This is a genomic window from Euzebya sp. (assembly GCF_964222135.1).
Classification (GTDB): domain Bacteria; phylum Actinomycetota; class Nitriliruptoria; order Euzebyales; family Euzebyaceae; genus Euzebya.
Genome location: NZ_CAXQBR010000037.1, coordinates 1 through 22,315, shown reverse-complemented (window position 1 = coordinate 22,315; position 22,315 = coordinate 1). Strand labels below are relative to the sequence as shown.

The following is a 22,315-nucleotide window of genomic DNA, read 5'->3' as shown; positions in this document are numbered from 1 at the left end:
GTACGGTCTCCGGCGATGGCATCGGGGAGCAGACCGTGAGCGAGCTGTCGGCAGCCCTCGCCGGCGCGGTCGGCCTCTACCTGGTGGTGTTCGCCGTCCGGGGGCTGGTCGGCATCGTCCGGGCCGGGGGCGAGGCCCGCCCCCTGACCGCCACGGCGGACGGTGGGGTCGTGGAGGTCGAGGGGACCGTCGTCGACGGCCAGCGGCTGTCCAGCCCGCTGCAGCAGCGGCCGGCGGCGTTCTGGCACGTCCGGGTGGTGCGGGTGCGCCGCTCGCCGACCCATCCGTTCCTGCGGCGCGAGGTCGATGTCGACCAGCCGTCGGCCGCGCCCATCACGATCCGCACCGCCGACGGGCCCGTCCTCGTCGACGTCGCCGCCGCGCGCATGCAGAGCGGCCTGGACGTGGTCGCGCGCGACCAGGCCAGCACGGCGCGCGAGCTGGTGCTCGACGGCCGGTCGCAGCAGCTGCGGCCGCAGGCGTTCGGGTCGCGGGTCGTCAGCGAGGGCGTCCTGGTGCCGGGGGACCAGGTGTGGGTCCGCGGGGTGCTGCAGCGCCGGGGCGGCGAGACGTGGCTGACCGCCGCACCCGACGGCGTCGTCGGGATCAACACCGCCGGCCACGCGGGCCGGCGGGCGGGGGCAGGGGCGATCTCGGTCATCGCCGGCCTGATCGGGCTCGGCCTCCTCGGCGTGTCCGCCGCCGCGCTGCTGGGCTGACCCCCACGCCGCCCACGAATCGACTCCGCAGACCGGCCTGGAGCCCCCGGTGCAGGCAGATCCGTGGGCGTCGTCCCAGCTCAGGGCCGTGGAGCGCACGCACGCGGAGTCGATCGGTGGGATCGTGGAGTCGATCTGTGGGGGGAGGCTGGACTGACCGCGCGCGTCAGACGGCGCCGAAGCGGCGGGTGCGCCGTTGGAACTCGTCGATCGCGGCGAACAGGTGCGTCCGCCGGAAGTCCGGCCACAGCACCGGGTCGAAGACCAGCTCGGCGTAGGCGGCCTCCCACAGGAGGAAGTTGCTGAGGCGGCGCTCACCGGACGTGCGGACCATCAGGTCGACGTCGGGGGCGTCCGGTCCGTAGAGGCGCGCCCCGAGGGCGGCCTCGTCGACGTCGTCGGGGTCGACCCGGCCGGCCGCCACGTCGGCGGCCAGGGCCCGTGCGGCGTCGACCAGCTCGGCCCGCCCGCCGTAGTTGAACGCGATCTGCAGGGTCATGCGGGTGTTCTGCGCCGTCAGCTGCTCGGTCCGGTCCATGATCCGCAGGAGGCTCCTGGGGATCGGCGCGACCTTCCGGCCGATGAAGCGCACCCGCACGCCGCGCTCGTGCAGCTCGTCGGCCCGCCGGGTCAGCAGGTCCCGGTTGAACCACATGATGAACCGGACCTCGGGCTGGGGGCGCCGCCAGTTCTCCGTCGAGAACGCGTACACCGTCAGCCAGCGCAACCCGACCTCGAGGGCGCCCTCGACGGCGTCGAACAGCGCCTCCTCCCCCTTGGTGTGGCCTTCGGTGCGAGGCAGGCCGCGCTGCTTCGCCCAGCGGCCGTTGCCGTCCATGATCACACCGACGTGCGCGGGGACGCCGCGCTCGGCCAGGACCGACGGATCCGGGGCCGTCGGATCCGGGATCGCCGGATCCGGGATCGCCGCCCCGGTCATGTCCCGGCACCTCGCGGCACCGCGGCCCAGGCCCTCAGGTCGGTGGCGAGGTGGTAGGTCAGGTACGCCCGGACGAGGGCGCCGACGCTGCGCGGCAGCGGCTCGGTGCCGCGCGCGACCTCGGCCCAGCTGCCCTCGGTGACCAGCCGCAACCCGGCGTGGACGTCGGGGGCCAGGCGCTGCAGACCCGCGGGGGTGTCCCGGCTGCACAGCACCCCGCCGGAGCCGACCGCGAAGGACGCGATGTCGTCGGTCGACCCGCAGGTGGTGCAGGCGTCGAGGGAGGGGCGGAAGCCCTCGAGGACCGCCAGGCGCATGAGGAAGGCGTCGAGGACGGCGGCGGGCCGTTCCGGTCCCGCGGCCAGCACGCCGAGGGCGTCCTTGAGCAGGAGGAACATCGCCGTCGCCCGCTCCCCCTCCTGCGCGAGGTGGTCGCACGCCTCGGCCATCGTGGCCGCGCAGGCGGAGGCGACCCAGTCCGCCCGGACCCCCTCGTGCGCCTCGATCAGCTCCGCGGCGGTGATGGTGTCGAGGGACCGGCCCTCGTAGAGCTGGAGGTGCACGTGGCCGTAGGGCTCGAGGCGCCCGCCGAAGCGCGACCCGGGCTTGCGGACCCCCTTCGCGACGCAGCGGACCTTGCCGCGGTTGGGGTCGAGGACGTGCAGGATCCGGTCGGTCTCACCCAGCTTGTAGGTGCGCAGCACGATCCCGTCGGACAGGTAGTGGGCCACGTCCCGAAGGCTACGTGCGGGGCGCGGCGGCGCCGTGCAGGGCTGGCGCCCGGCGAACGGCCGTCAGCTGCGCGCCCGGGCGGCGTCCCGCATCCGCACGAACCACCGGACGTGCGCGCCGGCGTCGTCGCCGGGCCACCACCCACACCCGAGGTCGCGCACCTCCTCGGCGATCGCCTCGTCGCCCGCGGCGACGGCGTCGTCCAGGGAGCCGGCCACCGCGGCCCGCTCCTCGGGGCCGATGTCGTCGAGGAACGCGTCGAACGCGGCGTCGACGGTCGAGAACTCCGCGTCCCAGTCCGGGTGGAGGTAGGCGACGAGGTAGCGGCTGAGCTCGGGGTGCAGGATCACGGCACAGGGTAGGACGTGATGATCGTGTAGCCGGCCGGCGCGCTCGGGTCGGGTTGGATGACGACCCGCACGCCGTTGACCTCCTCGACGACGTCGCTGCCCCGCTGCACGACCCTGCCGGTGGTGGTGGGGAGGTGCGCCTCGATCGCCTGGCGCTGCCCCGACGCCAGGATGTCGGCGACGACGTCGGGGTTCTCGGTGATCACAGTCCCCACCGCCCGGTTGGCGGTGTCGAGGTCGGGGAACGTCGAGGCGGCCGTCGGGGCGTTCGGGCCGTTCGCCCGGTCGATCAGCTGCTGGTCGGTCCGCCCGACGTGGCGCTCGATGGTGTGCCCCTGCCCGGGGTTGGGGCCCTCGTGCCCTTCGAGACCGCCTCCCGGCGGGGCGTCGCACCCGTTCTGGTTGTGGACCAGCACCGCCGCGCCGCCGACGTCGATCGCGTAGGTGTGCGGACCGGAGACGGTGAGGTTGTGGGCGGGGGCGGTCGTCGGGTCACTCGCGTCGACGCCCACGATCGCGATCGAATCGCCCCCGGTCGTCCGGAGCCGGTCTCCGGCGTCGAGTGTCCCCGCCGCCTCCCAGTCGCCGTCGACGTCGTCCCAGAACGGGTGGTCGGCAGTCGTGACGACCGTCCCGCGGTCCGTCCGGAGCTCCACGAGCACGTCGTGGTGGACCCACGTGGCCGTGACCGTGCGGATGGACCACCGGTCCACCGCCGGGTCTGCGGCGAGCACCCGGTCGCCGACGCGGACGTCCACGATCGGCCTCGAGGTGCCGTCGGCCATCACGACCCGCGTGCCCGCCCCGAAGCTGCAGAAGTCGCCGCGTCGCCCGTCGGCGACCGCGTCGCCTGCGTCGTCGCCGGCCCGGACCGCGTCGTCACCGGCACGGCCCGCGTCCGCAGCCGCGTCGGCGACGTCGTCGACCGCGCGGGCCCCGTCGATGGCGGCCTCCGCCGCGGTGCTGCCGCCGCGGATGACGTCGCCGTAGCCGGGGATGAGCCCGACGGCGATGAGGCCGAGGGTGACCTCGTCGCCGTGCTGCACGGCCCGCACCCCGTCGCGGACGTCGCCGACGATCAGGATCCCGGAGAGGATCTGCCCCCCGACGCGGATCGTCTCGAGCACCCCGCTGTCCTCGCTGCCGCCGTAGTCGCCGAGGACGAAGCCGTTCAGCAGGGCGCCCGTGCCGTCGACCACCCCGCCCACGACGGTCCCGAGGCCGTCGACCGCGGCCTCGCCGACCCCCAGCACGGCCGACCCGGCGTCCGCCACGACGCCGCCCACGGCACCGACGCCGTCGGCGATGCCGCCACCGATCGCCCCGACCCCGTCGGCGATGCCCCCGCCGATCGCCCCGACCCCGTCGGCGATCCCGCCGCCGATGTCGCTGATCAGCCCACCGATCCCGCCGCCACCGTCGTCCCCGCCGGCGTCGCCCCCGCCCCCACCGCCGGACGCGGCCGCACCCCCGTCCGCCGCCGACCCGCCGTCAGCCCCCGCACCCGCCGCGGCGTCGCCCCCGTCGGCGTCCCCGCCCACGGCGTCGCCGGCCGTGCCCGAGCCGTCGACGTCAGCCACCTGGTCCGCGGCACCGCCGCCCGCCCCTCCCCCGCAGTCGTCGTCGGTCGCCGCGCGGCAGATCTCCGCCTCGGAGGCGGACTGGATCTGCTCGCCCAGACGGCCGGCGATCGCGATGAGCGCGACGATGATCGCCACCGACACCGCGGCGACGCCCAGCCACTCAACGGTGGTCTGGCCGCGGTCGCCACGGCACGCCCTGGCGACCGTCCTCACGTCAGCAGCCTCCTCACGACATCAGGCTCGTCCAGATCGCGCCCCTGCGCGAGGGTCCCCGGACCCATTCGGCGGGGTCCTGGACGGCCCAGTGCGCCTGGGTCCCCGGCCCACGGCGCGTGGGCCCCGGCCAGCCGTCCGACCTCGCACCACCGGCCGCTCGGCGAGGATGGCCGTCGATGGCTCGGCCCGGACGACGTCGCGTGGTGGTCGCCGCCGTGCTCGGCGCCGTGGTGGTGCTGGCGGCGCTGGCGGCCGTCGGCGCCCGCGAGGAACCGGTCCCCTTCACCGTCGAGCGGCAGAGCGAGACCGACCGGCAGGTCGTGACCGGGACCGCCGGGGGACGGGACACCTACCGGTTCGTGCTGCCCGAGGGCACCGACCCCACCGCGGAGGACGACCGGCTGGTCGCCGGCCCCACCGCGGCCGCGCCGACGGGGTGGAGCGTGGTGGTGGATGTGGTCGCCGCCGAGTCACCGCTCGACGACGTCGTGGACGCGGGCGAACTCGCGGCGCGACTGCCGGCGTACGGCGACGAGCGATCGCTGGCGGCCGAGCCGGAGTCCGTCGACCTGGCGGGACAGCCGGCCTGGGCGTTCACCACGCGGGACGAGGATGGCGAGCCCTACGTGGTCCGCACCGTGGTCGCCGACCGCGACGGCGAGCGGTACGTCGTCGCGATGGCCGTGCCGGCCGCCGACGAGCAGGCGTGGCTCGGCGTCCTCACCGACCAGGTGCTGGACAGCTGGCAGTGGCTCAGCTGATCCGGGTCCGGTGCCTCAGTAGCCCAGCTCGGTGAGCTTCTTCGGGTCCCGCTGCCACTCCTTGGCCAGCTTCACCCGCAGGTCCAGGTAGACCTTCGTGCCGATCAGGGCCTCGACCTCCGGTCGGGCGTCGGTGCCGATCTGGGCCAGGACCGCCCCCTGGCGGCCGATGACGATGCCCTTCTGGGAGTCCCGTTCGACGTAGATCGTCGCGTACACCGCGGTCACGCCGTCGCTGCGGCCGGGCCCCATCTCCTCCACCACGACCGCGATCGAGTGCGGCACCTCCTCCCGCATCGCCACCATCGCCTTCTCGCGGACCAGCTCGGCCACGCGGTGGGCGAGGTCCACGTCGGTGACCATCGCCGGCGGGTACAGCGGTGGGCCCTCGGACACGCGGGCGGTGATGAGGTCGACCAGGACGTCGACCTGCTCGCCGCGACGGGCGCTGATCGGCACGATCTCGTCGAACTCGGCGAGCTCCGCCAGCGCGGCGAGCTCCGGCAGCTGGGCGTTCCGCCCGATCCGGTCCACCTTGTTGACGACGCCGACGAGCGGCAGCCCCGATGCCGCGAGCAGCTCGGCCAGGTAGGCGTCGCCGCGGCCCACGCCCTTCGCGCCGTCGGTCACGAGCACCGCGACGTCGACGCCGTCGAGGGCGTTCTGGGCGACGTCGTTCAACCGCGACCCGAGCAGGGTCTTCGGCTTGTGGACGCCGGGGGTGTCGACGAAGACGATCTGGCTGCCCGGTCGTGTGAGGATCCCGCGGATCGCGTGGCGGGTCGTCTGGGGGACCGGGGTGGTGATGGCGACCTTCTCGCCGAGGATGGCGTTCAGGAGGGTCGACTTGCCGACGTTGGGTCGGCCGACGATGGCGCAGATGCCGGAGCGGTGCGCGGGCTGGTCAGCCTCGTCGGGGGCGGTGCCGGTGGGGGGCTCGACGTGGTCTGGCACCCGACGACGGTACCAGCGGGCTCACTGGCGGGGCGGGACCGCGACGGTCACGCCGGGGGTGAGCCCCCACCCCTCGAAGGCGCCCGCCTCGGCCTCGATGACCGCCCTGGCCCGCCAGACCAGCCGCGAGCTGCGGTTGCGGCGCAGCCGCTGGGTGTGCAGGACCAGCCCGTCGACGTCGACGAACGCCACGTCGAGGTCGAAGCGCATGCCCAGGCTGTGGACGTGCTTGGCCGGTGCGAGCCACATCGCGCCGTCGATGCCGTCGCGGCCGAGCAGCCCGCGGCTGCGGGTCCGGGCCGTCCGGGCCACCTCGAGCGCTGCGACGTCACGGCCGTCGACCACCAGCCGGTCGGTCACGACCCTCCGTCCCGACAGCTCGTCGGTGCGGGGGCGTGCGCCTCGGGCACCCGCTCGGCGGCGGCGTCGACGCTGGCCAGCGCGGCGGCGAGGGGCGACTGCGCGCCCGGCTCACGTCGGTCACCGCCGCAGGCGGCGGTGCGGACCAGGTCGGCGGGTCGCGCCGCGAGCCGGTCGACGGCGGCCGAGAGCCCCTCGGGTCCGTCGGCAGCCGCGACCGTCCCGCCGCTGCGTCCGGCGAGGTCAGCCAGGAACGCCAGGTCGTCCGGTGGGGCGGCCAGGGCGATGACGTCGACGACCGGCGCGTCGTCGCCGAGCCGATCGAGCACGCCGAGCACGTCCTCCCCGCAGCTGTCCGCCCCGCTCGTGATCACGATCAGCCGACCGGGCGGCGCGCCGTGGTCGCCGGTCCGCTGGCCGGCGGCGGCGAGCGCCGGTGCGGCCAGGTCGAGCATCGCCGCGAGCGGACGCCACCCGACCGCCCCAGGTCGGCCGGCGACGTCAGCGGCACCCACCTCCACCTCGCCGGGAGAGGCGTGGGTCGTGACGCTCGAGCACGACTCGAGACGACCGGCGGTGTCCGCGCCGCCGGCATCGCCGAAGCTGGCGAGCCCGAGGGGGACGAAGTCGGGGGCGGCGAGGGACAGGCGCTCGACCGCGGTGGCCGCGGCCGCCTGCCGGGTGCCCGCGCCGAACCGCTCCGCCATCGCGGCCGATCCGTCGACGGCGATCAGCTGGGGGACCCGGGCGGCGACCAGCGCCGCCTCCACCGCCGCGTCGCCCGACGGGTCCTGGTCGCCGGTCGCGTGCTCGTCATCGGGCGGGACGTCGTCCGCGGACGGCGTCGTCACCGGTGCCGGTGCGGTGGTGGTCGGGGGCGTGGTGGCGGTCGGTTCGACCGGCGGGCTGGATGCCGCTCCGCCGGTCCCCGCGTCGGGTGGCGGCGACGGCTGTCCGGTGGGCAGCACCGCGACGGGGTCGAGGCCGGGGGTGGGCTGGTCGCCGCCCAGCACCCGGCCCACCGGGGCGCACCCCGCGACGGCGAGCAGCAGCACCCCGACGGCGGCCGCGCGGCGGCGTCGCCGGCGGGTGGTCACAACCCCCTCCGTGAGAGCTCGAAGCCGGCGACCCCGCCGAGGGCGAGGGCGACCAGCGCCACGGGCGCCAGGTCGCGCACCACGTCAGGGTCCCCGGGCGGCGGCACGGGCGCCGCGGTGACCGTCACGTCGGGGGCGGGCGGCGCCGCGCCGCCGGGGGTCGCCGCGGCGGTCTCGACCTCGACGGGTGCGGGGTTGCCCTCGACCACCACGGTCAGCTGCAGGCGGTAGCCGGTCCCCGCCAGCGGGTCCTCGCCGTCGTCCGAGCGCAGCGCGACCGACAGCAGGGGGCGTTCGCCGCCGACCGCGGGGATCTCGGCCGTCGGCATCTCGACGACCCCGTCCGCGGTGCCGGTGAACCCGACCTCGCGCGACTGGAGGGGTTGGCGCTGCGGGTCGGTCAGGGTCACCTCCACCGCGGCCGCCTCGCTGGTCGGCCCGTCGGGTCGCCCGACCACGACGACGGTCGCACCGACCCGCTGCCCCGGTGCGGCGTCGACGGCGTACCACAGGACCTCGGTGAGCAGGACCGTGTCGACCACCGACCCGGCGGGCACGACCGGTGCCTCCGCGGGGTTCGCCGCGCCGGTGACGCTCGGCACCTCCTGCGTCGACGGCGTGGCCGGCACCGACGGCGCCGACGGCGCGGCCGTCTGGGCCCCTGCGGCCACGGTGCCCACCGCGCCGCCCGCGAGCAGGACGAGGATCGCCGTCCACACGACGACGACGGCACCGCGCACGTCCCGCGTCACGGCCCCAGCCTCCGCGAGATGACGATCCCGCCGACCGCGCCGATGATCGCGAAGGCGCCGGCCGCGGCCAGGTAGTAGCTGGTCGGCGTCGGGCGCCGGCCGGGATCGACCGGTGGCGGCTCGTCGAGCGCCGGCCGCTGGGCGATCGGGGTCGCCTCGGGGGCCACCGGGTCGCTGGTGACCGCGACGAACAGCTCGATGGGCAGCTCGACCCCCTCGAGGGCGCGGCGGTCGTCGCGCTCGGCCGGCTCGGGGGTGCGCAGCCCGATGACGTAGCGGCCGGGGTCGGAGCAGACCGTGCCGCCCCTGACCCGCAGCCCGTCGACCGCCAGGGTCTGGGTGAACGGGCCGAGCCCGGTGACCGCGTCGTCGTCGCAGCCGGCCAGCCCGATCACGTCGGCGAACCCGAGCGACATCTCGACGGTCGCGGTCGGCATGTCCGGCGTCTCGGCGTCGCCGATGATGGAGGCGACCGCGCGGACGCGGTCACCGGCCTCGAGGTCGACGGCGTACCACCGCTCCTCGGGGTGGGCGAGGACGTCGACGTACTGGCCGGGCCCGATCGTCGTGGCCTGCTCCGGCGTCGGGCCGCCGCGGATCGGGGTGCCGGTGGGCAGGTAGGCCCGCAGCTCGCGGGCGAGGTCCTCCGCAGAGTCCGCCGGCCGGTAGGTGCCGCCGGTGACCTCGGCGATGCAGCGCAGCTCCTCCGCCGCCACGGCGTCGACCTGGAAGCCGACGGTCTCGACCCGCAGCTGCACGCCCTCGGAGACGATGTCGCGCGCCACGTCGCAGGCGGCGGGCGGGGCGCAGGTGTCGATCCCGTCGCTGACCAGCACCACGGTCCGCGCCGCGCCGTCGGGCAGGTCCTCGAGCGCCGCCCGCAGCGACGCGCCGATCGGCGTGAACCCGCTGGCCGACAGCCCGTCGACGGCCTGCTGCAGCGCCGCCGCGTTGCCGGTCCCCACCGGCACGAGCAGCTCGGTGTCCGCGCACCCGGCCTCGCGGTCGGTGTTCGGGGTGCGGTGCCCGTAGGCGCGCAGCCCGACCGCCGCCTCGGGTCCGAGACCGCTGATCAGCTCGGTCAGCGCCTCCTTGGCCGCATCGATCTTCGGGCGGCCGGTCCCGTCGTCAGCGGTCATCGACCCGGACGCGTCGAGGATCAACAGCACCGGCGCGTCCCCCAGCGGCGCCGCCGTCGGGCCGGGGGTCGGCGTCGGCGACTGCGCGACCGCCGGGCCGGCGCACAGGGCCAGGAGCAGCGCGGTCACGCACAGGAGGGGGCGCAGCCTCATTCCACCAGCCGGACGGTGATGCCGGCCTGGGCGGAGAGGCTGGCGAACCCGCCGAAGGGCATGAACCCGCCGCCGCCCGCGCCCCCGCCGGCGGTGCCCGTGTTGCCGCCGCACTCCCGCCCGGTCCGGTGGGAGAGGTGCACCGCGTCGTTCCGCGGCAGCGGCTGGCACAAGCCGATCGACGGGTCGGCGTTCGCCACCGCCGCGGCGCGCTGGTAGTTCTGCACGTCGACGGCCAGCCCCGACTGGTGCATCGAGCGGCCCGGTGCCGCGCACGGCCCGGTCACCTGGGCGCAGACGATCGCCTGCGCCTGCGGCGACCGGTAGGCGGAGTTGATCTGCAGCGGTTCGCCCATCGCCGCCTCGAGCTTCAGCAGCGAGATCTTCATCTCCTCCGCCAGCGGGCGCACCGCCACCCGGCCGTAGGCGCCGTCGCAGGCGCTGTACCGCTCGAGGAACGACGTCCCCTCCGGCGGCGGGCTCACCCCCGCGCGCTGGGCGAGGTCGAGCACCTCGGCACGGCTGGTCGCGCAGGTCCCCGCGGACGTGGTGGCCGACCCGCCGGAGCCGGGCCCGAACCCGCCGCTGCCGGTGCTCCAGTAGCCCTCCGCGAGGAAGCTCGCCGCGCCGGGGCCGACGCGGGCGGTGGCCTCCTGGCGACCCACCTCGCCGTCGCCGACGGTGAACTCCCCGGTGCCGCCCTCGGGGTCGTCGTCGACGTAGCCCTCGGCGGTCAGACCGCGCCGGGTGGCGGACTGCACGTGCACGTCGTAGGTGAGGTAGCCGACGGTGGTGATGGAGAAGTCCTCGATCGTCACGTCGTTGCGGGCGGCGTACATCTGGGCGGCGCCGCGGGCGCGCAGCACGTTGACGACGAAGGGGCTGTAGTTCCAGGCGCCCGAGTAGATCCACTCGAGGATCTGCTGGCGGATGTCAGCTGCGGCCGCCAGCGACGCCGCGTCGCTGCCCGTCTGCGCCTCTGCACCGAGGTCGGTGGCGCGGCCGGTCTGGAAGAAGAACACCCCCATCACGACCGTCACCAGCGTGAGCACCAGGAAGCTCGGGATCACCGAGCCGCGCTCGCCGTCCACCCCGCCGCGCAGCCGCCTCATGCCAGCTGGACCCCCTGGTCGCCGCCGACGTCGTCGTCGTAGGGGCAGGTGAACGTCGGCCGGAGGGCGACCTTCTGGAACTGCCCGAGGATCTCCTCGGAGCGCTCGAGCGACTCGGCGATCTCTGCCTGCAGCTCCTCCAGGCTGGCGGTCGCGTCGGACTGCATCTGCTGGCGGACGTCCTCGTACTCGTCGTCCACCTGGAGCGCCCACCGCCCGATGAACCGGCCCCGCTCGCGCTCGGCGAGGTCGTCGGAACGACGGGCCTCCTCCCCCTCCGCGAGCAGCACGCTGAGCGCGTCGGCGGCGAAGTTGACCCGGCAGCTGCCGTTGGCGGCGTCGGCGCGGATGCGGCAGTTGATGACCTCCTGCACCTGGGCGCGCTGGGCGATGTACTCCCGCAGGGCGTCGCGCAGCCCCTGGGCGTTCGCGGCGTCCCGGTAGATGCCGCCGGTGGCGTCCGCCACCTGCTGCAGCGCCGCGCGGTCGGCCTCGGCCAGGTCGAAGCCGATCACGTCCACGACCACCTGGATGCCCAGGTCGACGAGGGCCTGCGCCGAGGCGACCGGGTCCCCGTCGCAGGTCTCGATGCCGTCGGAGATGAGGATGATCCGGTTCGTCGCCCCCTCGAGGCCCTCGGCGGCGTCCGCGTCGGCCGCGGCCTGCAGCACCGGTCCGGCGGCGTCGAGGGACGCGCCGATCGGCGTCCAGCCCGTCGCGCTGAACTGGCCGACGACGTCGGCCGCGTTCTCCGGGGTCAGGTCGCCGATCTGGGCGAAGGTCTCGATGCCGGCGCAGGACTCGGCCCGGCCCGCGTCGGAGTTGTCACCCCGGTGCCCGTAGACCATCAGGCCGAGGTCGGCGAAGTCGGGGGTCACCGACACGTAGTCCACCAGCGCCTGCTTCGCGGCGTCCATCTTCGAGACGCCGCCGGCGTCGCCGGCCATCGAGCCGGAGGCGTCCAGGATGAACAGGGTGTTGTCCTGGGTCTCGACCAGGATCTCCTGGGTGGTGGCGCCGCCGCAGTCGTCCTGGGTGCACTCGTCCGCCGCGGGGTCCTGGCCGAGCTCGGACTCGACGAAGTCCGGCCACAGGTTGCCGTTCGCGTCGTCGCAGTACTCGTCGCCGATCAGGTCGCAGGTCGCCGCGGCCCCGAGGTCCCGCAACCGCGAGGTGGAGGGGTAGGCGACGTCCTCGTCGTCCTCCTCCTCGGTCGGCTCGGGCTCGGTGGCCGCCTCGGTCGTGGGCGCCTCGGTCGGCGACGCGGTCGCGGAGGCGCCCGCGTCCGGCGGGGGCACGGTGGTCGGGCCGGCGACCTCCGGGTCGCTCCCGCCGCTGCAGCCCGCGACGAGCAGCAGCGCGCACACCACCGCGAAGGACCTGCGCACCCCGGACGACCCCCTCACCCTGACGACCTCCGCACCATCAGCGACCTCCTCGTGGGAACACGAGCGGCCGCCCCCGGTCGGGGGCGGCCCTCAGGACGTGTACCGCGTGGGCGATCAGCCGCCGTCCGCGCCCGAGGCCCGGCCGATGAGGCCCTCGAAGGCGTCGCGGATCGTGCCGGCGATCCCCTCTGACAGATCCCCCGCGATGAAGACGACGATGGCCACGATGACCGCGGCGATGCCGAGCCACTCCACCGAGGTCTGGCCCTCCTCCGCCCGCAGGCGGTCGCGGCCGCGCTCGGCCAGCATCTGGGCGGTGGTGTACAGCGCGATGATCGAGCTCATGTGTGATCCCCTGTGCGAAGTCTGCTCGTCGATGACACAGGTCACGGTACGGATCGACGCGGGACCTGGACAGGGCCCCAGGACCCAAATCGGGGCGCCCCGCGGGGCCCAGATCACCTGGGCCCCCCTGGGCCCGCCGGTGCTCACCGGTGGTGGCCGCTGGTGCCCAGCCACTTGGCGATCGCCTCGGCACGGTTGCTCACCCCCAGCTTCGCGTAGGCGCGGTTGATGTGGTTCTTGACGGTCTTCTCCGAGACGAAGAGCGCCTCGGCGATCTCGGCGTTCGAGCGGCCCTGCGCGATGAGGTTGACCACGTCGATCTCGCGCTCGGTCAACCCGTCGGCGCTGCCCGGACCGCCGGTCGTCGCGCCGGTGCGCACCAGCTCGAACAGGGCGGGTGCGACGGTGGGGCTGACGTGGGTCCCCCCGGCGTGGACCTCGCGGATCGCGTCGCCGAGCTCGTCCGGCGTGAAGCGCCCGTGGACGATGTACGCCCGGGCGCCCGCCTGGATGGCACGTCCCACGATCTCGACGTCCTCGGCGTAGGTCAGCATCAGCACGGCCGTCTGCTCGGCCACCTGCGACGTGGCCTCGATGCCGTCCATGATCGGCATCCGGACGTCCATCAGGGTCACGTCGGGCCGGAGGTCGCGGACCTTCGCGACCGCCTCCTTGCCGTTGCCGGCCTCCCCGACCACCGACACGTCGTCGCGCAGGTCGAGCAGGCCGCTGAGACCGCCGCGGATCACCGGGTTGTCGTCGGCGATGAGGACTCTGATCACGTGGGGACCTCCTCGGGCGGCCGCACCATGTCGTGCGCCGACGTCACGGGCACCTCGGCCCGGATGGTGGTGCCCCGCCCGCGGTCGAGGATCACCAGGTCGCCGCCGGCGCGCCGCGCGCGCTCGCGCATGCCCAGCAGGCCGTAGTGGCCCTCGGCGGCGAGCTGCTCGAGGTCAGTCGAGGGGACCCCGTGGCCGTCGTCGGCGACCTCGAGGACCGCGAGCTCGGAGTCGCGTGCCAGGTAGACCGATGCGCGGGAGGCGCCGGAGTGGGCCGCGACGTTCCGCAGCGACTCCCTCAGGACGGTGAAGAGCTCGTAGCGCGACGACGCGCTGATCGCGCCGACCGGGGTGACCGCGAGCGACAGCTGGATGCCCGACTGCGCGGCCCACTCCCGCCCCCAGTCGGCGATCGCGGTGTGCAGCGGCGCGTCGAGGTTGTCGCTGCGCAGGTCGCTGATCAGCTGGCGGGCCTCCAGGGCCGCGGTCTCCGCGGCCGTGGCGACCAGGGCGGCCTGCTCGGCAGCCTTCTCGGGCCGCTTCTCGACCCACTGCGGCAGGGCGGTGGCCGCCAGGGCGATGCCGTGCAGCGTCTTGCCGAGGGAGTCGTGCATCTCCCGGGCGAGCCGCGCCCGCTCCTCCGACGCCGCCCCCCGCGCGACGGCCTGCTCGAGGTCGGACTCGACGCCGGAGGCGTGCAGCAGCAGCCCGCGGAGCGCCGACGCCCCAAGTCCGGCCACCACGACCAGGACGGGGATGGACACGAGCGCGGTGAAGGTCATGTCGGCCGTCGACAGGCGGAGGGCCAGGACGACGTGGACGACGGCGATCCCGACGCCGAAGACCCCGCCGCCCGCGTAGCCGTACAGCGCGCCGGCGAGGAAGGCCGTCGAGATGGTGTAGAGCACGAACGGCCCGTCGACGCCGGTCGCGACGAGGATCCCGATGGTGATGGCCACGTCGAGGAGGAACAGCGTCGGGTGGCGCAGCAGCGCGTCGGCCAGCCGGTCCCACCACAGGAGCACGCCGACCCCGGCGTAGCTGGCGAGCAGCACGAGGATCAGCACGCGGCGGTCGGCGCCCTGGACCAGGGCGACCACGCCGGCGATGAGGAGCAGGATCAGGCGGAGGTCGACCGCCAGCTTGACCAGGCCGCTCAGGGACTCCGCCGTGGTGGAGGTGCGATCAGCCACCGAACAGCCCCCCGAGCTGGATGTCGCCGCCGATCAGCAGCCCGCCGATGAGCAGCAGCGCCGCACCCGGCATCAGCAGGACCGTGGCGACCAGCGTGACCTTCGGCGCCGCCTTCGCCGCGTCCCGGCGGACGTTCTGGCTGAACACCTTCCGCATGTCCCGCGCGATCGACGCCATCGCGTCGGTGAGCGGTGCGCCCAGCTCCTCGGACTGCAGCAGGGCACCGACGAAGCGGTTCAGCGACGGGCTGTCGTTGCGGTCGCGCAGGCCCTCGAAGGCCGCGCGCCGCGACGCGCCGACGTCGAGCTGCTGCAGGGCGATGCGGAACTCCTCGGCGACCGGTGAGTCGAACTGCTCCCCCACCCGCCGCAGCGCCCCGCGGAACTTCAGACCGGCCTGGACGGTGACGCCGAGGATGTCGAGGTAGTCGGGCAGGTCCCGCTCGATCTGCGCCTGCCGCCGCCTTGCGGCCGAGCGGAGCTGCAGGTCCCGGCGGAGGTAGCCGTAGACCACCATGACCGGTCCGAGCAGCGGGTGCAGGGTCATCGCCCCGATCCCGAGGAGGACGCAGATGCCGGTGTCGCCGCCCTTCGCCCGGATCACGTCGGCGATGCCCCAGCGGTCCGGACGGCCGGCCGCGTCGAGCCAGTGCTCGAGCCGGCGTCGCGACCCCTCGGTCATCGTGCGGCGGATGAGCGGCTCCAGGCGGCGCCCGAGGGCGGCGTGGAGCGCGCCGACGAGCGACCGCTGGGCCCGGACGGGCCCGCCGCCGTCGACGCCGACGAGGCCTGCGGAGGGGGTGCGCACCAGCCGCAACCCGACCAGGGCGACGGCGTACACGCCGAGCGCCGCCAGCCCGATCAGCCCGGGGGTCACCGCTACACCTCGACCTTCGACAGCCGGCGCATCGCGGCGTAGCCGGCGGCGTAGAGGCCGGCGGCGATCAGCAGGATGATCTGGCCGGCGGTCTGCTCGGTCATGCGCCGCAGGGTCCCGGCGGAGATCGTCTCGATCACGAACAGCATGGCCACGCCGAGGCCCATCACCGCGAACGCGGTGAACCGCACGCCCGCCATGGTGGTCTCGACCTCCCTGCGGAGGTCGCGGCGGCGCTCGAGGTTGACCGACATCTCGCGCAGCGCCTCGATCACGTCACCGCCGGCGCGCTGCTGGATCACGAGCGTGCTGACCAGCACCGCCATCTCTCGGGACGGGGCGCGCAGGGCGAGCTCCTCCATCGCGCCCGCGAGGCTCTGGCCGACCTCGAGGCGACGGACCGCGTCGCCGAGGAGGGTGCGGGCGGGCTCCTCCATCTCCCGGGCCGTCAGCGCCAGCGCGTTCGGGATGGCCATGCCGGCGCCGGCGGCGTTCGACATGACCCGCGCGATGTCGGGGAGCTGGTCGGCGAAGCGGTCGGCGCGCTTGCGGACCAACCGGTCGAGGTAGGCGTTCGCGCTGACCAGCCAGACGACGACCAGCACGACCGCAGCGCCGGCTGCGACCAGCTGCAGGGCGCCGAGCAGGATCAGCCCGCCGACGCAGAGGACGCTCAGGACCGCGTCGCCGGCCAGCACCTCCTCGTGGCCGGCACGCCGCAACCGCTCGTCGACCGAGCGGCCGAACGGGGTGCGCAGCACCGCGGCGTGCGCGCCCCGGCGCCACGGCGGCACCCGCTCGCTGCGGAGGGTGAGCAGCGCCCGGCGACGGGCGATCTGCTCCTGGCTGCGGCCCCGGGAGAGGTTGATGATCCCGAGCACGCCGAGCACCAGCGTCACGACCAGCAGCCACAGCGCCGTCGTCGGCGTCACGCCACCCCTCCCCCCGCCGCCACGGGCACCGGACCGTCGTCCGCGAACGCGGGGTGGACGTCGACGCCGGCGAGGCGGAACCGCTCCCGCAACCACGTCGGCAGCCGACCGTGGACGAAGCGGCCGGTGACCGACAGGTCCGGCCCGATCGGGTCGGTCTCGAACGCCGACACGGGGTCGAGGGCGAAGTCGTCGCGCTCCCTCCCCCGCTTGACCGCGACCTGCCCGACGCGGCGGGAGCCGTCCGGGTAGCGGCGCAGGTGGACCATCACGTCGACGGCCCCCTCGATCTGGTCCCGCAGCGCCTCGAACGCGATGTCGAGGTCGCTCATCGACGCGAGGGTCTCGAGGCGCAGCACCGCGTCGTCGACGGAGTTGGCGTGCACCGTGCACAGCGACCCCTCGTGACCGGTGTTCATCGCCTGGAGCATGTCGAGGGTCTCACCGCCCCTGACCTCACCGACGATGATGCGGTCCGGTCGCATCCGCAGGCTGTTGCGGACGAGGTCGCGGATCGTCACCTCACCCCGCCCCTCCACGTTCGGGGGTCGCGACTCGAGCCGCACGACGTGGGGCTGCTGGAGCTGAAGCTCGGCGGAGTCCTCGATCGTGACGATGCGCTCGGTGTCGCCGATGAACCCGCTGAGCGCGTTCAGGAACGTCGTCTTCCCCGTGCCGGTCCCGCCGGCGATGATCACGTTGCAGCGGACCCGGACCATGGCGCGGAGCAGCCAGCTCATCGCCTCGTCCACCGAGCCCATGCCGCTGAGCTGGTCCATCGTGAAGGCGCGGGGGAAGCGGCGGATGGTCACGACCGGCCCGGTCAGGGACAGCGGCGGGATGATGACGTTGACCCGCTCGCCCGTCGGCAGCCGGGCGTCGACCATCGGCGAGGACTCGTCGACCCGCCGGTTCACCTTGGAGACGATCCGGTCGATGGTCTGCAGCAGCTGCTCGGCGGAGGAGAACCGGGTCGCGGAGCGGGTGAGGCGGCCGTTGCGCTCCACGTAGATCTGGTCGGGGCCGTTCACCATGATCTCGGTGACCTCGGGGTCGGCGAGGAGCGGCTCGAGGACGCCGAGGCCGAGCGCCTCGTCGACGACCCGGCGGATCAGCTCCCCCCGCTCGCCCGAGGACAGGATCGGGCCGTCCCGGCTGATCAGGTGCCCGACGACGCGTTCCAGCCGGGCCCGCCGCTGGGTGGCCGACAGCGCGTCGAGCTCGTCGAGGTCGACCTCGCTGAGGAGCATCTCGCGGTAGCGGCGGACGTCGTGGGTGTCCGCCGAGTCCTCCGACGACTCGGGGACCCCCAGCCCGCCCCGGTGGGTGAGGGGCATCAGAAGCCCCCCGTCGTGGTGCGCGGGAGGGTCGCCGAGCGCCGGATGGTGGTGACGTCGAGGTCGATGAACGGGATGACCACGGGGACGTCGATCGCGACCGTGATCGTCTCGCCGCCGCCGCTGACCGACGTGCGGTCCCGCACGTCCGGGTCGACCGCGGACATCGCGGCGGCGTGCCCGTCCCCGCCCATGCCGGCCATGCGGCTGCCGGTCCGGGCGGCGTTCTCCGCCATGTTCATGGCCCCGCCGACCATCGCCAGCTGGAACGCCAGGAGGGCGACCATGAGGAAGAGGGGGAGGATGCCGAGCAGCTCGACGGTGTACACGCCCCGCTCGTCGCGGTGGAGGCTCACAGCCCGACCTCCCGCACCGTCCCCTGCTGGACGGTGATGGTCCAGGGGGTCATCCAGCGGGGGGCGAGGAGCGGCACCCGGATGTCGGCGGAGACCGTGGACGCGCCGGTCGAGATCGACACGCCGTCCCGCATCGACGCGGGGAGCTCGTCGCGGACGACCTGCTCCACCTGCTCGCCGACCAGGCCGGCGACGGCGAGCTCCCGCGCGCCCTCCCGCACCGCGTGCTCCCCCATCGTGTACGTCCAGCCGATGATCACGACCTGCCACAGAACCAGCAGCAGGGCCAGCGCGAAGGGGGCCATGCCCAGGAGCTCGACGATCGCCGACCCCGAGTCGTCGCCGCGGCTGAACAGCGACCGGCGCTTCTGGGGCCTGACGAGCTGGAGCTCACGACTGACCGCGAGGATGCCCTGGCGGACGGGGCCGTCCTCCAGGCGGTCGGGCACGCCGGTGTTGACCGCCGCCTCGAGGTCGCGGAACGCCGCCGGCACGTTCGCCCGCATCACCGGCAGCTTCAGGACCCGTCCGATCAGGTCGGGCTGCACCTCGGTGTCCCGGCTGGCGCGGTTCACCAGCACGGTGATGCCGTCCTTGCGGTAGCGGCGGCGCTCCCACAGCTGGACCAGCCGCGCGGCCGAGCGCATCGCGAGGACGTCCGGGGTCACGACCAGGAGGACCTCGTCGGCCAGCTCGGTCGCCATCGACCCGCCGTCCGTCACCACCGTCCCGACGTCGGCGACCACCAGGTCGAAGCGGGTGCGGATCGCGCCGAGGATCCCGCGGGCGACCTCCGGGGTGATGTCGGCCTCGTGCTCGCCCTGCGGCGGCGGCAGCAGGATCCGGAGACCCGACCGGTGGGCGTACAGGGCGTCGTTCAGGTGGCGGGACCCGACCTCGGCGGCCACCTCGACCAGGTCGTCGACGCTGCGGTGGTGGGTCAGGTCGAGCAGGGTCCGCACGTCGCCGGACTGCAGGTCGAAGTCGATCAGGCAGACCCGCCGCTCGGGGTTGGCCAGCTGCGCCTCGAGGGCCAGGTGGGTCGCGACCGTCGTGGTGCCGACACCCCCCTTGGCGCCCGCGACCACCATCATCCGACCCCGACGGTCCTCCGGCCGCTCGGTCAGGCGGTGGCGCAGCCGCTGGGACCACACGCCCGCCGCCTCCACCTTGGTGGACACGGCCTCGAGGGACAGGGGGCTCGAGATCACCCCCCGGAACCCGGCGTGCAGCGCCCGCTCGAGCACGTCGGGATCCGCGCTCGCGGACAGCAGGACGAGGGCGGTGTCGGGGTAGCGGGTGGTCAGGTCCTGGGCGACGTCGAGCGCCGACAGCGGCCCGATGCCGGAGTCGAGCAGGACGACGTCGACCTCGGTCAGCTCGAGCGTCGAGTTGAGCGCGACCGTGTCCCCGACCCGCGGGGCGATGACGAACGTGCCCGCCTCGGCGGACAGGTCCTCTAGCTCCGCGGCGAGCTCGTCGGACGGCGTGGCGAGGAGGACGGTGATCATCTCATGCACCTCCGGCGCCGGTCGGGGCGTAGATCCGCTCGGGCGGGTCCAGCGACGAGTCGTCGTCCGGCGCCCGCAGCGCCAGGCGGACCGTGGAGGCGAAGCTCTCGACGTAGGCGAGCCGCAGGACGTCCGCGGTGTCGAGCACGAACGTGATCGGGACGACCTCGTTCGCGGCGAACGCGCCCGTCGCGGGGTCGACCCCCTCCTCCACCTGCGGCGTGCCGATCGACAGGATCCGGGCCCCCTGGATGGTGATCTCCGAGCGGGCCGGCTCGCCGTCGAACCCCGCACGGGTGGCGACGACGTCGACGACGTCACCGACGCCGATGTTGCCGGCCACCCCGGTCTCGGCGTCGACGAGGATGGCGATCTGGCGCTGCCCCTCCCCGATCTCGGGTGGCGCGGTCACGTCGCCGGCCTCGAGGAGGGTCCCGGCCGGCAGGTCGGTGGCGGGGACGCGGCCCTGCAGGTCCGCGGCGGACGTCAGCGCGAGCGGGGGCTTCCAGCGCGCCGGCATCTCGACGACCTCGACCGCCTCGGCGGGGATCGCCTCGAAGGCGCGGACGTCCACCGTCAGCCGCACGACCGGCTCCATCGGCCCGACCTGGCGGCCGACGTCGGCCACGTAGCCGGACACCGCGAGGACGACCGCCACCGCGCCGACCACGCTCAGGACGATGAGCAGCACGCCCCGTCGCTGTCTCGGGTTCATCGGGTCACCGCCTCCTCTCCTCCGGCGGCGCCGCCCGTGCCCTCTGCGCCGGCGAAGACCACGCCGTCCGACGTCCCACCCGCCACCTCCTGCCGGGGGGCGCCGCTGCGCGGCAGGGCGCACCAGGGGCACTCGGCGCTGCCCACCCACCGGCGGCACCAGGCGCAGGGACCCGGGTCGATGTGGGGGCGCAGCGCCTGCGCCAGGGCCTCGATCGACCGCGGGTACAGGACCACCTGGGTGACGCGCTTCGCGCCCCACCACCGGGCGCTGTCCGCCGGCGGATCGACCTCGACCCCCGCCGCGTCCGGGAGCTGCGGGCCGACGAGGTCGACCACCCACCGGCGCTCGCCGTCCAGGTCCGCGAGGGCCACGCCGATGGGCTGGGCCGGCCGCGGGAGCGGGGGCGGATCGTCCGCCGTCAAGCGCCGGACGGCGGGGTCGGGCCAGGAGGTCACCAGCCACGACGCGCCCGGCAGCGCCGACCGCGCGTGCTGGACGACCGACGGGGAGGGCTCGGTCAGCCCGGACACGGTGGGCAACCAGGTGAGGTGCACGAGCTGGCTCTCGAGGACGGGCAGGGCTGCGGCGACCTCGGCCACGCCGCCGAGCGGCCCGTGGAGGGCGCCGGCCAGCGTGACCAGCACGTCTGCGGCCAGCTGCGGCAGGCGGGTCGCGTGCCACAGGACCGGAGCCGCGCCGAGCGCCGTCCGCACCGTCGACAGCGCCCGCGCGGGCGCATCGCCGAGGCGGTCGGGGTAGACGACCACGATCGAGGGCTGCAGGGCCAGCTGCTCGGCGACCACCTCGTGCAGGGCGGCGAGGTCGTCGAGGACCGCATCGGGGTCGACGTGGACGACGTGCACCGGCTCGTCGAGGAACGGCCCCGCGTGCCGGCCGAGGGCGACCACGCCGTTCACGCGGCCGTCCCCCTGGGCGAGGGCAGGTCGAAGCCCTCGACGACGGAGGCGGCGACCTCGAGCCACGCCTCCTGGGTGTCGGGGTCGAGCAGGTCGGGGTTCGTGACGCCCCCGGCCTCGAGGTGGCGGTCGAGGGGGATGCGGTGGACCGCCCGGCAGCGGGCGGCGAAGTGGGCGACGACCTGGTCGAGGTCGACGCGGCCGAGCTCTGACACCGCGTTGACGACCACCACCGCGTCGCGGACCAGGTGGGCGTGGCCGTGGGTGTCGAGCCAGTCGAGGGTCAGGCCGGCGGCGCGGGCGGAGTCGAGCGCCGACCCGGTCACCAGGACGATCTGGTCGACGGCCGCCAGGATGCCGGTGTTGGCGTCGTCCATGATCCCGGTGCCCGTGTCGCAGAGCATGACGTTGTAGTGCTTGTCGAGCTCGTCCATCACCGCCTGGTAGTCCGACCCGCGCAGCGCCCGCGAGGCGTGGGGGTCCTCGGGGGAGGCCAGGACCTCGAGGCGGGTGGAGGACTGCGACGTCAGCGACCGGGCGTCGGGGTAGCCGACGATGGTGTCGAGCCGCGCCAGGGCGTCGGTGACCGTGGCGCCGGTCTGCCGGGTCACCCGGTGCCCGAGCGTGCCGGCGTCGGGGTTGCCGTCTATCGCGATGACGCGGTCCGGGCGGACCGCGGCCAGGGTGTGCCCGATCATCAGGGTGGTCGTGGTCTTGCCGACCCCGCCCTTGCGGGAGATGACCGCGATCCGGCGTCCCTGCGGGCACGGCCGGCGGCAGCGGTCGACCGTGGCCTGCCACGCCATCTCGCTGCGGCCGGGACCGAGGTTCACCGCCCCGCCGGTCAGCCGGTACAGCCAGGCGCGCCACCCCTCGGTCGGGTGGTCGACCCGCGGTCGGAGCACCACCTCCTCGGTGAGGGGGGACGGCGCGGCGGGGGGCTGGTCCCACGGCGCGGGGGGCGGGGCATCCGGCGGTGCGGGATGGGGTCGGGCGGCGGCGGGCCGGGGGGTGCCAGGGGTCGGGGCGTGCGGCGGGGGCGGGGGCCTCGCGTCGCCGTCGGCCCACAGCCCCCCCCGGGGTCCCGCCTG

General features: G+C 74.9%; 24 protein-coding genes. 2 read left to right on the top strand and 22 right to left on the bottom strand.

Features of this window, described 5'->3' with window-relative positions:
- Window positions 1-35 precede the first annotated feature (35 nt).
- The gene (locus tag ACEQ2X_RS08925) at window positions 36-719 is read left to right on the top strand and encodes a hypothetical protein (RefSeq protein WP_370325455.1); all 684 of its coding nucleotides are present in this window, start codon (window positions 36-38) and stop codon (window positions 717-719) included.
- A gap of 166 nt (window positions 720-885) precedes the next feature.
- Here the strand turns inward: ACEQ2X_RS08925 and uppS are convergent, their stop codons facing one another.
- From uppS to ACEQ2X_RS08905, 4 genes are all read right to left on the bottom strand, one after another.
- Window positions 886-1,659, bottom strand: a complete 774-nt coding sequence (uppS, locus tag ACEQ2X_RS08920; protein ID WP_370325454.1) for a polyprenyl diphosphate synthase — start codon at window positions 1,657-1,659, stop codon at window positions 886-888.
- Window positions 1,656-2,390 (bottom strand): DNA repair protein RecO, encoded by a 735-nt coding sequence (recO, locus tag ACEQ2X_RS08915; RefSeq protein WP_370325453.1) that lies wholly within the window; start codon window positions 2,388-2,390, stop codon window positions 1,656-1,658. Before recO ends, uppS begins: the two co-directional genes overlap by 4 nt.
- Before the next feature lie 63 nt (window positions 2,391-2,453).
- A complete protein-coding gene (locus ACEQ2X_RS08910) occupies window positions 2,454-2,741 on the bottom strand; it encodes a contact-dependent growth inhibition system immunity protein (RefSeq protein WP_370325452.1) in 288 nt (95 codons plus the stop codon).
- Window positions 2,738-4,537, bottom strand: coding sequence for an RNase A-like domain-containing protein (locus ACEQ2X_RS08905; protein ID WP_370325451.1), 1,800 nt, complete (start codon window positions 4,535-4,537; stop codon window positions 2,738-2,740). Before ACEQ2X_RS08905 ends, ACEQ2X_RS08910 begins: the two co-directional genes overlap by 4 nt.
- A gap of 179 nt (window positions 4,538-4,716) precedes the next feature.
- Here ACEQ2X_RS08905 and ACEQ2X_RS08900 point away from each other — a divergent pair, with 179 nt between their 5' ends.
- Complete coding sequence (locus tag ACEQ2X_RS08900) at window positions 4,717-5,301, top strand: hypothetical protein (RefSeq protein WP_370325450.1); 585 nt, start codon at window positions 4,717-4,719, stop codon at window positions 5,299-5,301.
- A gap of 15 nt (window positions 5,302-5,316) precedes the next feature.
- Here ACEQ2X_RS08900 and era read toward each other — a convergent pair whose 3' ends face one another.
- The 18 genes from era to ACEQ2X_RS08810 form a co-directional block, all read right to left on the bottom strand.
- Window positions 5,317-6,255, bottom strand: coding sequence for a GTPase Era (gene era / locus ACEQ2X_RS08895; RefSeq protein WP_370325449.1), 939 nt, complete (start codon window positions 6,253-6,255; stop codon window positions 5,317-5,319).
- A gap of 21 nt (window positions 6,256-6,276) precedes the next feature.
- The gene (locus ACEQ2X_RS08890; RefSeq protein WP_370325448.1) at window positions 6,277-6,615 is read right to left on the bottom strand and encodes a DUF192 domain-containing protein; all 339 of its coding nucleotides are present in this window, start codon (window positions 6,613-6,615) and stop codon (window positions 6,277-6,279) included.
- Window positions 6,612-7,712, bottom strand: a complete 1,101-nt coding sequence (locus ACEQ2X_RS08885) for a hypothetical protein (RefSeq protein ID WP_370325447.1) — start codon at window positions 7,710-7,712, stop codon at window positions 6,612-6,614. Before ACEQ2X_RS08885 ends, ACEQ2X_RS08890 begins: the two co-directional genes overlap by 4 nt.
- A complete protein-coding gene (locus ACEQ2X_RS08880; protein ID WP_370325446.1) occupies window positions 7,709-8,464 on the bottom strand; it encodes a hypothetical protein in 756 nt (251 codons plus the stop codon). Before ACEQ2X_RS08880 ends, ACEQ2X_RS08885 begins: the two co-directional genes overlap by 4 nt.
- Window positions 8,461-9,732, bottom strand: coding sequence for a VWA domain-containing protein (locus ACEQ2X_RS08875; protein ID WP_370325445.1), 1,272 nt, complete (start codon window positions 9,730-9,732; stop codon window positions 8,461-8,463). Before ACEQ2X_RS08875 ends, ACEQ2X_RS08880 begins: the two co-directional genes overlap by 4 nt.
- Before the next feature lie 20 nt (window positions 9,733-9,752).
- Entirely contained in the window at window positions 9,753-10,868 is a 1,116-nt protein-coding gene (locus ACEQ2X_RS08870; RefSeq protein ID WP_370325444.1) for a pilus assembly protein TadG-related protein, read from the bottom strand.
- Window positions 10,865-12,256: a VWA domain-containing protein gene (locus tag ACEQ2X_RS08865; protein ID WP_370325443.1), complete on the bottom strand. Its 1,392-nt coding sequence runs from the start codon at window positions 12,254-12,256 to the stop codon at window positions 10,865-10,867. Before ACEQ2X_RS08865 ends, ACEQ2X_RS08870 begins: the two co-directional genes overlap by 4 nt.
- Before the next feature lie 114 nt (window positions 12,257-12,370).
- Window positions 12,371-12,601 carry a hypothetical protein gene (locus ACEQ2X_RS08860; protein WP_370325442.1) on the bottom strand — a complete coding sequence of 77 codons (231 nt, stop codon included), beginning with the start codon at window positions 12,599-12,601 and terminating at the stop codon, window positions 12,371-12,373.
- 143 nt (window positions 12,602-12,744) lie between these two features.
- Window positions 12,745-13,383 carry a response regulator gene (locus tag ACEQ2X_RS08855; protein WP_370325441.1) on the bottom strand — a complete coding sequence of 213 codons (639 nt, stop codon included), beginning with the start codon at window positions 13,381-13,383 and terminating at the stop codon, window positions 12,745-12,747.
- Window positions 13,380-14,576: a sensor histidine kinase gene (locus ACEQ2X_RS08850; RefSeq protein ID WP_370325440.1), complete on the bottom strand. Its 1,197-nt coding sequence runs from the start codon at window positions 14,574-14,576 to the stop codon at window positions 13,380-13,382. Before ACEQ2X_RS08850 ends, ACEQ2X_RS08855 begins: the two co-directional genes overlap by 4 nt.
- Window positions 14,569-15,453 (bottom strand): type II secretion system F family protein, encoded by an 885-nt coding sequence (locus ACEQ2X_RS08845; RefSeq protein WP_370325439.1) that lies wholly within the window; start codon window positions 15,451-15,453, stop codon window positions 14,569-14,571. The genes ACEQ2X_RS08850 and ACEQ2X_RS08845 overlap by 8 nt, the downstream gene beginning before the upstream one ends.
- Before the next feature lie 2 nt (window positions 15,454-15,455).
- Entirely contained in the window at window positions 15,456-16,385 is a 930-nt protein-coding gene (locus ACEQ2X_RS08840) for a type II secretion system F family protein (protein WP_370325438.1), read from the bottom strand.
- On the bottom strand, window positions 16,382-17,722 hold the full coding sequence (locus ACEQ2X_RS08835; protein WP_370325437.1) for a CpaF family protein: 1,341 nt from the start codon (window positions 17,720-17,722) through the stop codon (window positions 16,382-16,384). The genes ACEQ2X_RS08840 and ACEQ2X_RS08835 overlap by 4 nt, the downstream gene beginning before the upstream one ends.
- Entirely contained in the window at window positions 17,722-18,078 is a 357-nt protein-coding gene (locus ACEQ2X_RS08830; RefSeq protein WP_370325436.1) for a TadE/TadG family type IV pilus assembly protein, read from the bottom strand. The genes ACEQ2X_RS08835 and ACEQ2X_RS08830 overlap by 1 nt, the downstream gene beginning before the upstream one ends.
- A complete protein-coding gene (locus ACEQ2X_RS08825; RefSeq protein WP_370325435.1) occupies window positions 18,075-19,589 on the bottom strand; it encodes an AAA family ATPase in 1,515 nt (504 codons plus the stop codon). The genes ACEQ2X_RS08830 and ACEQ2X_RS08825 overlap by 4 nt, the downstream gene beginning before the upstream one ends.
- 1 nt (window position 19,590) lies before the next feature.
- Window positions 19,591-20,304: a Flp pilus assembly protein CpaB gene (cpaB, locus tag ACEQ2X_RS08820; protein WP_370325434.1), complete on the bottom strand. Its 714-nt coding sequence runs from the start codon at window positions 20,302-20,304 to the stop codon at window positions 19,591-19,593.
- Window positions 20,301-21,224 carry a hypothetical protein gene (locus ACEQ2X_RS08815; protein WP_370325433.1) on the bottom strand — a complete coding sequence of 308 codons (924 nt, stop codon included), beginning with the start codon at window positions 21,222-21,224 and terminating at the stop codon, window positions 20,301-20,303. The genes cpaB and ACEQ2X_RS08815 overlap by 4 nt, the downstream gene beginning before the upstream one ends.
- Window positions 21,221-22,315, bottom strand: a 1,095-nt coding sequence (locus ACEQ2X_RS08810; protein WP_370325432.1) for an AAA family ATPase, incomplete at its 5' end; no start/stop codon positions are given. The genes ACEQ2X_RS08815 and ACEQ2X_RS08810, both read right to left, overlap by 4 nt.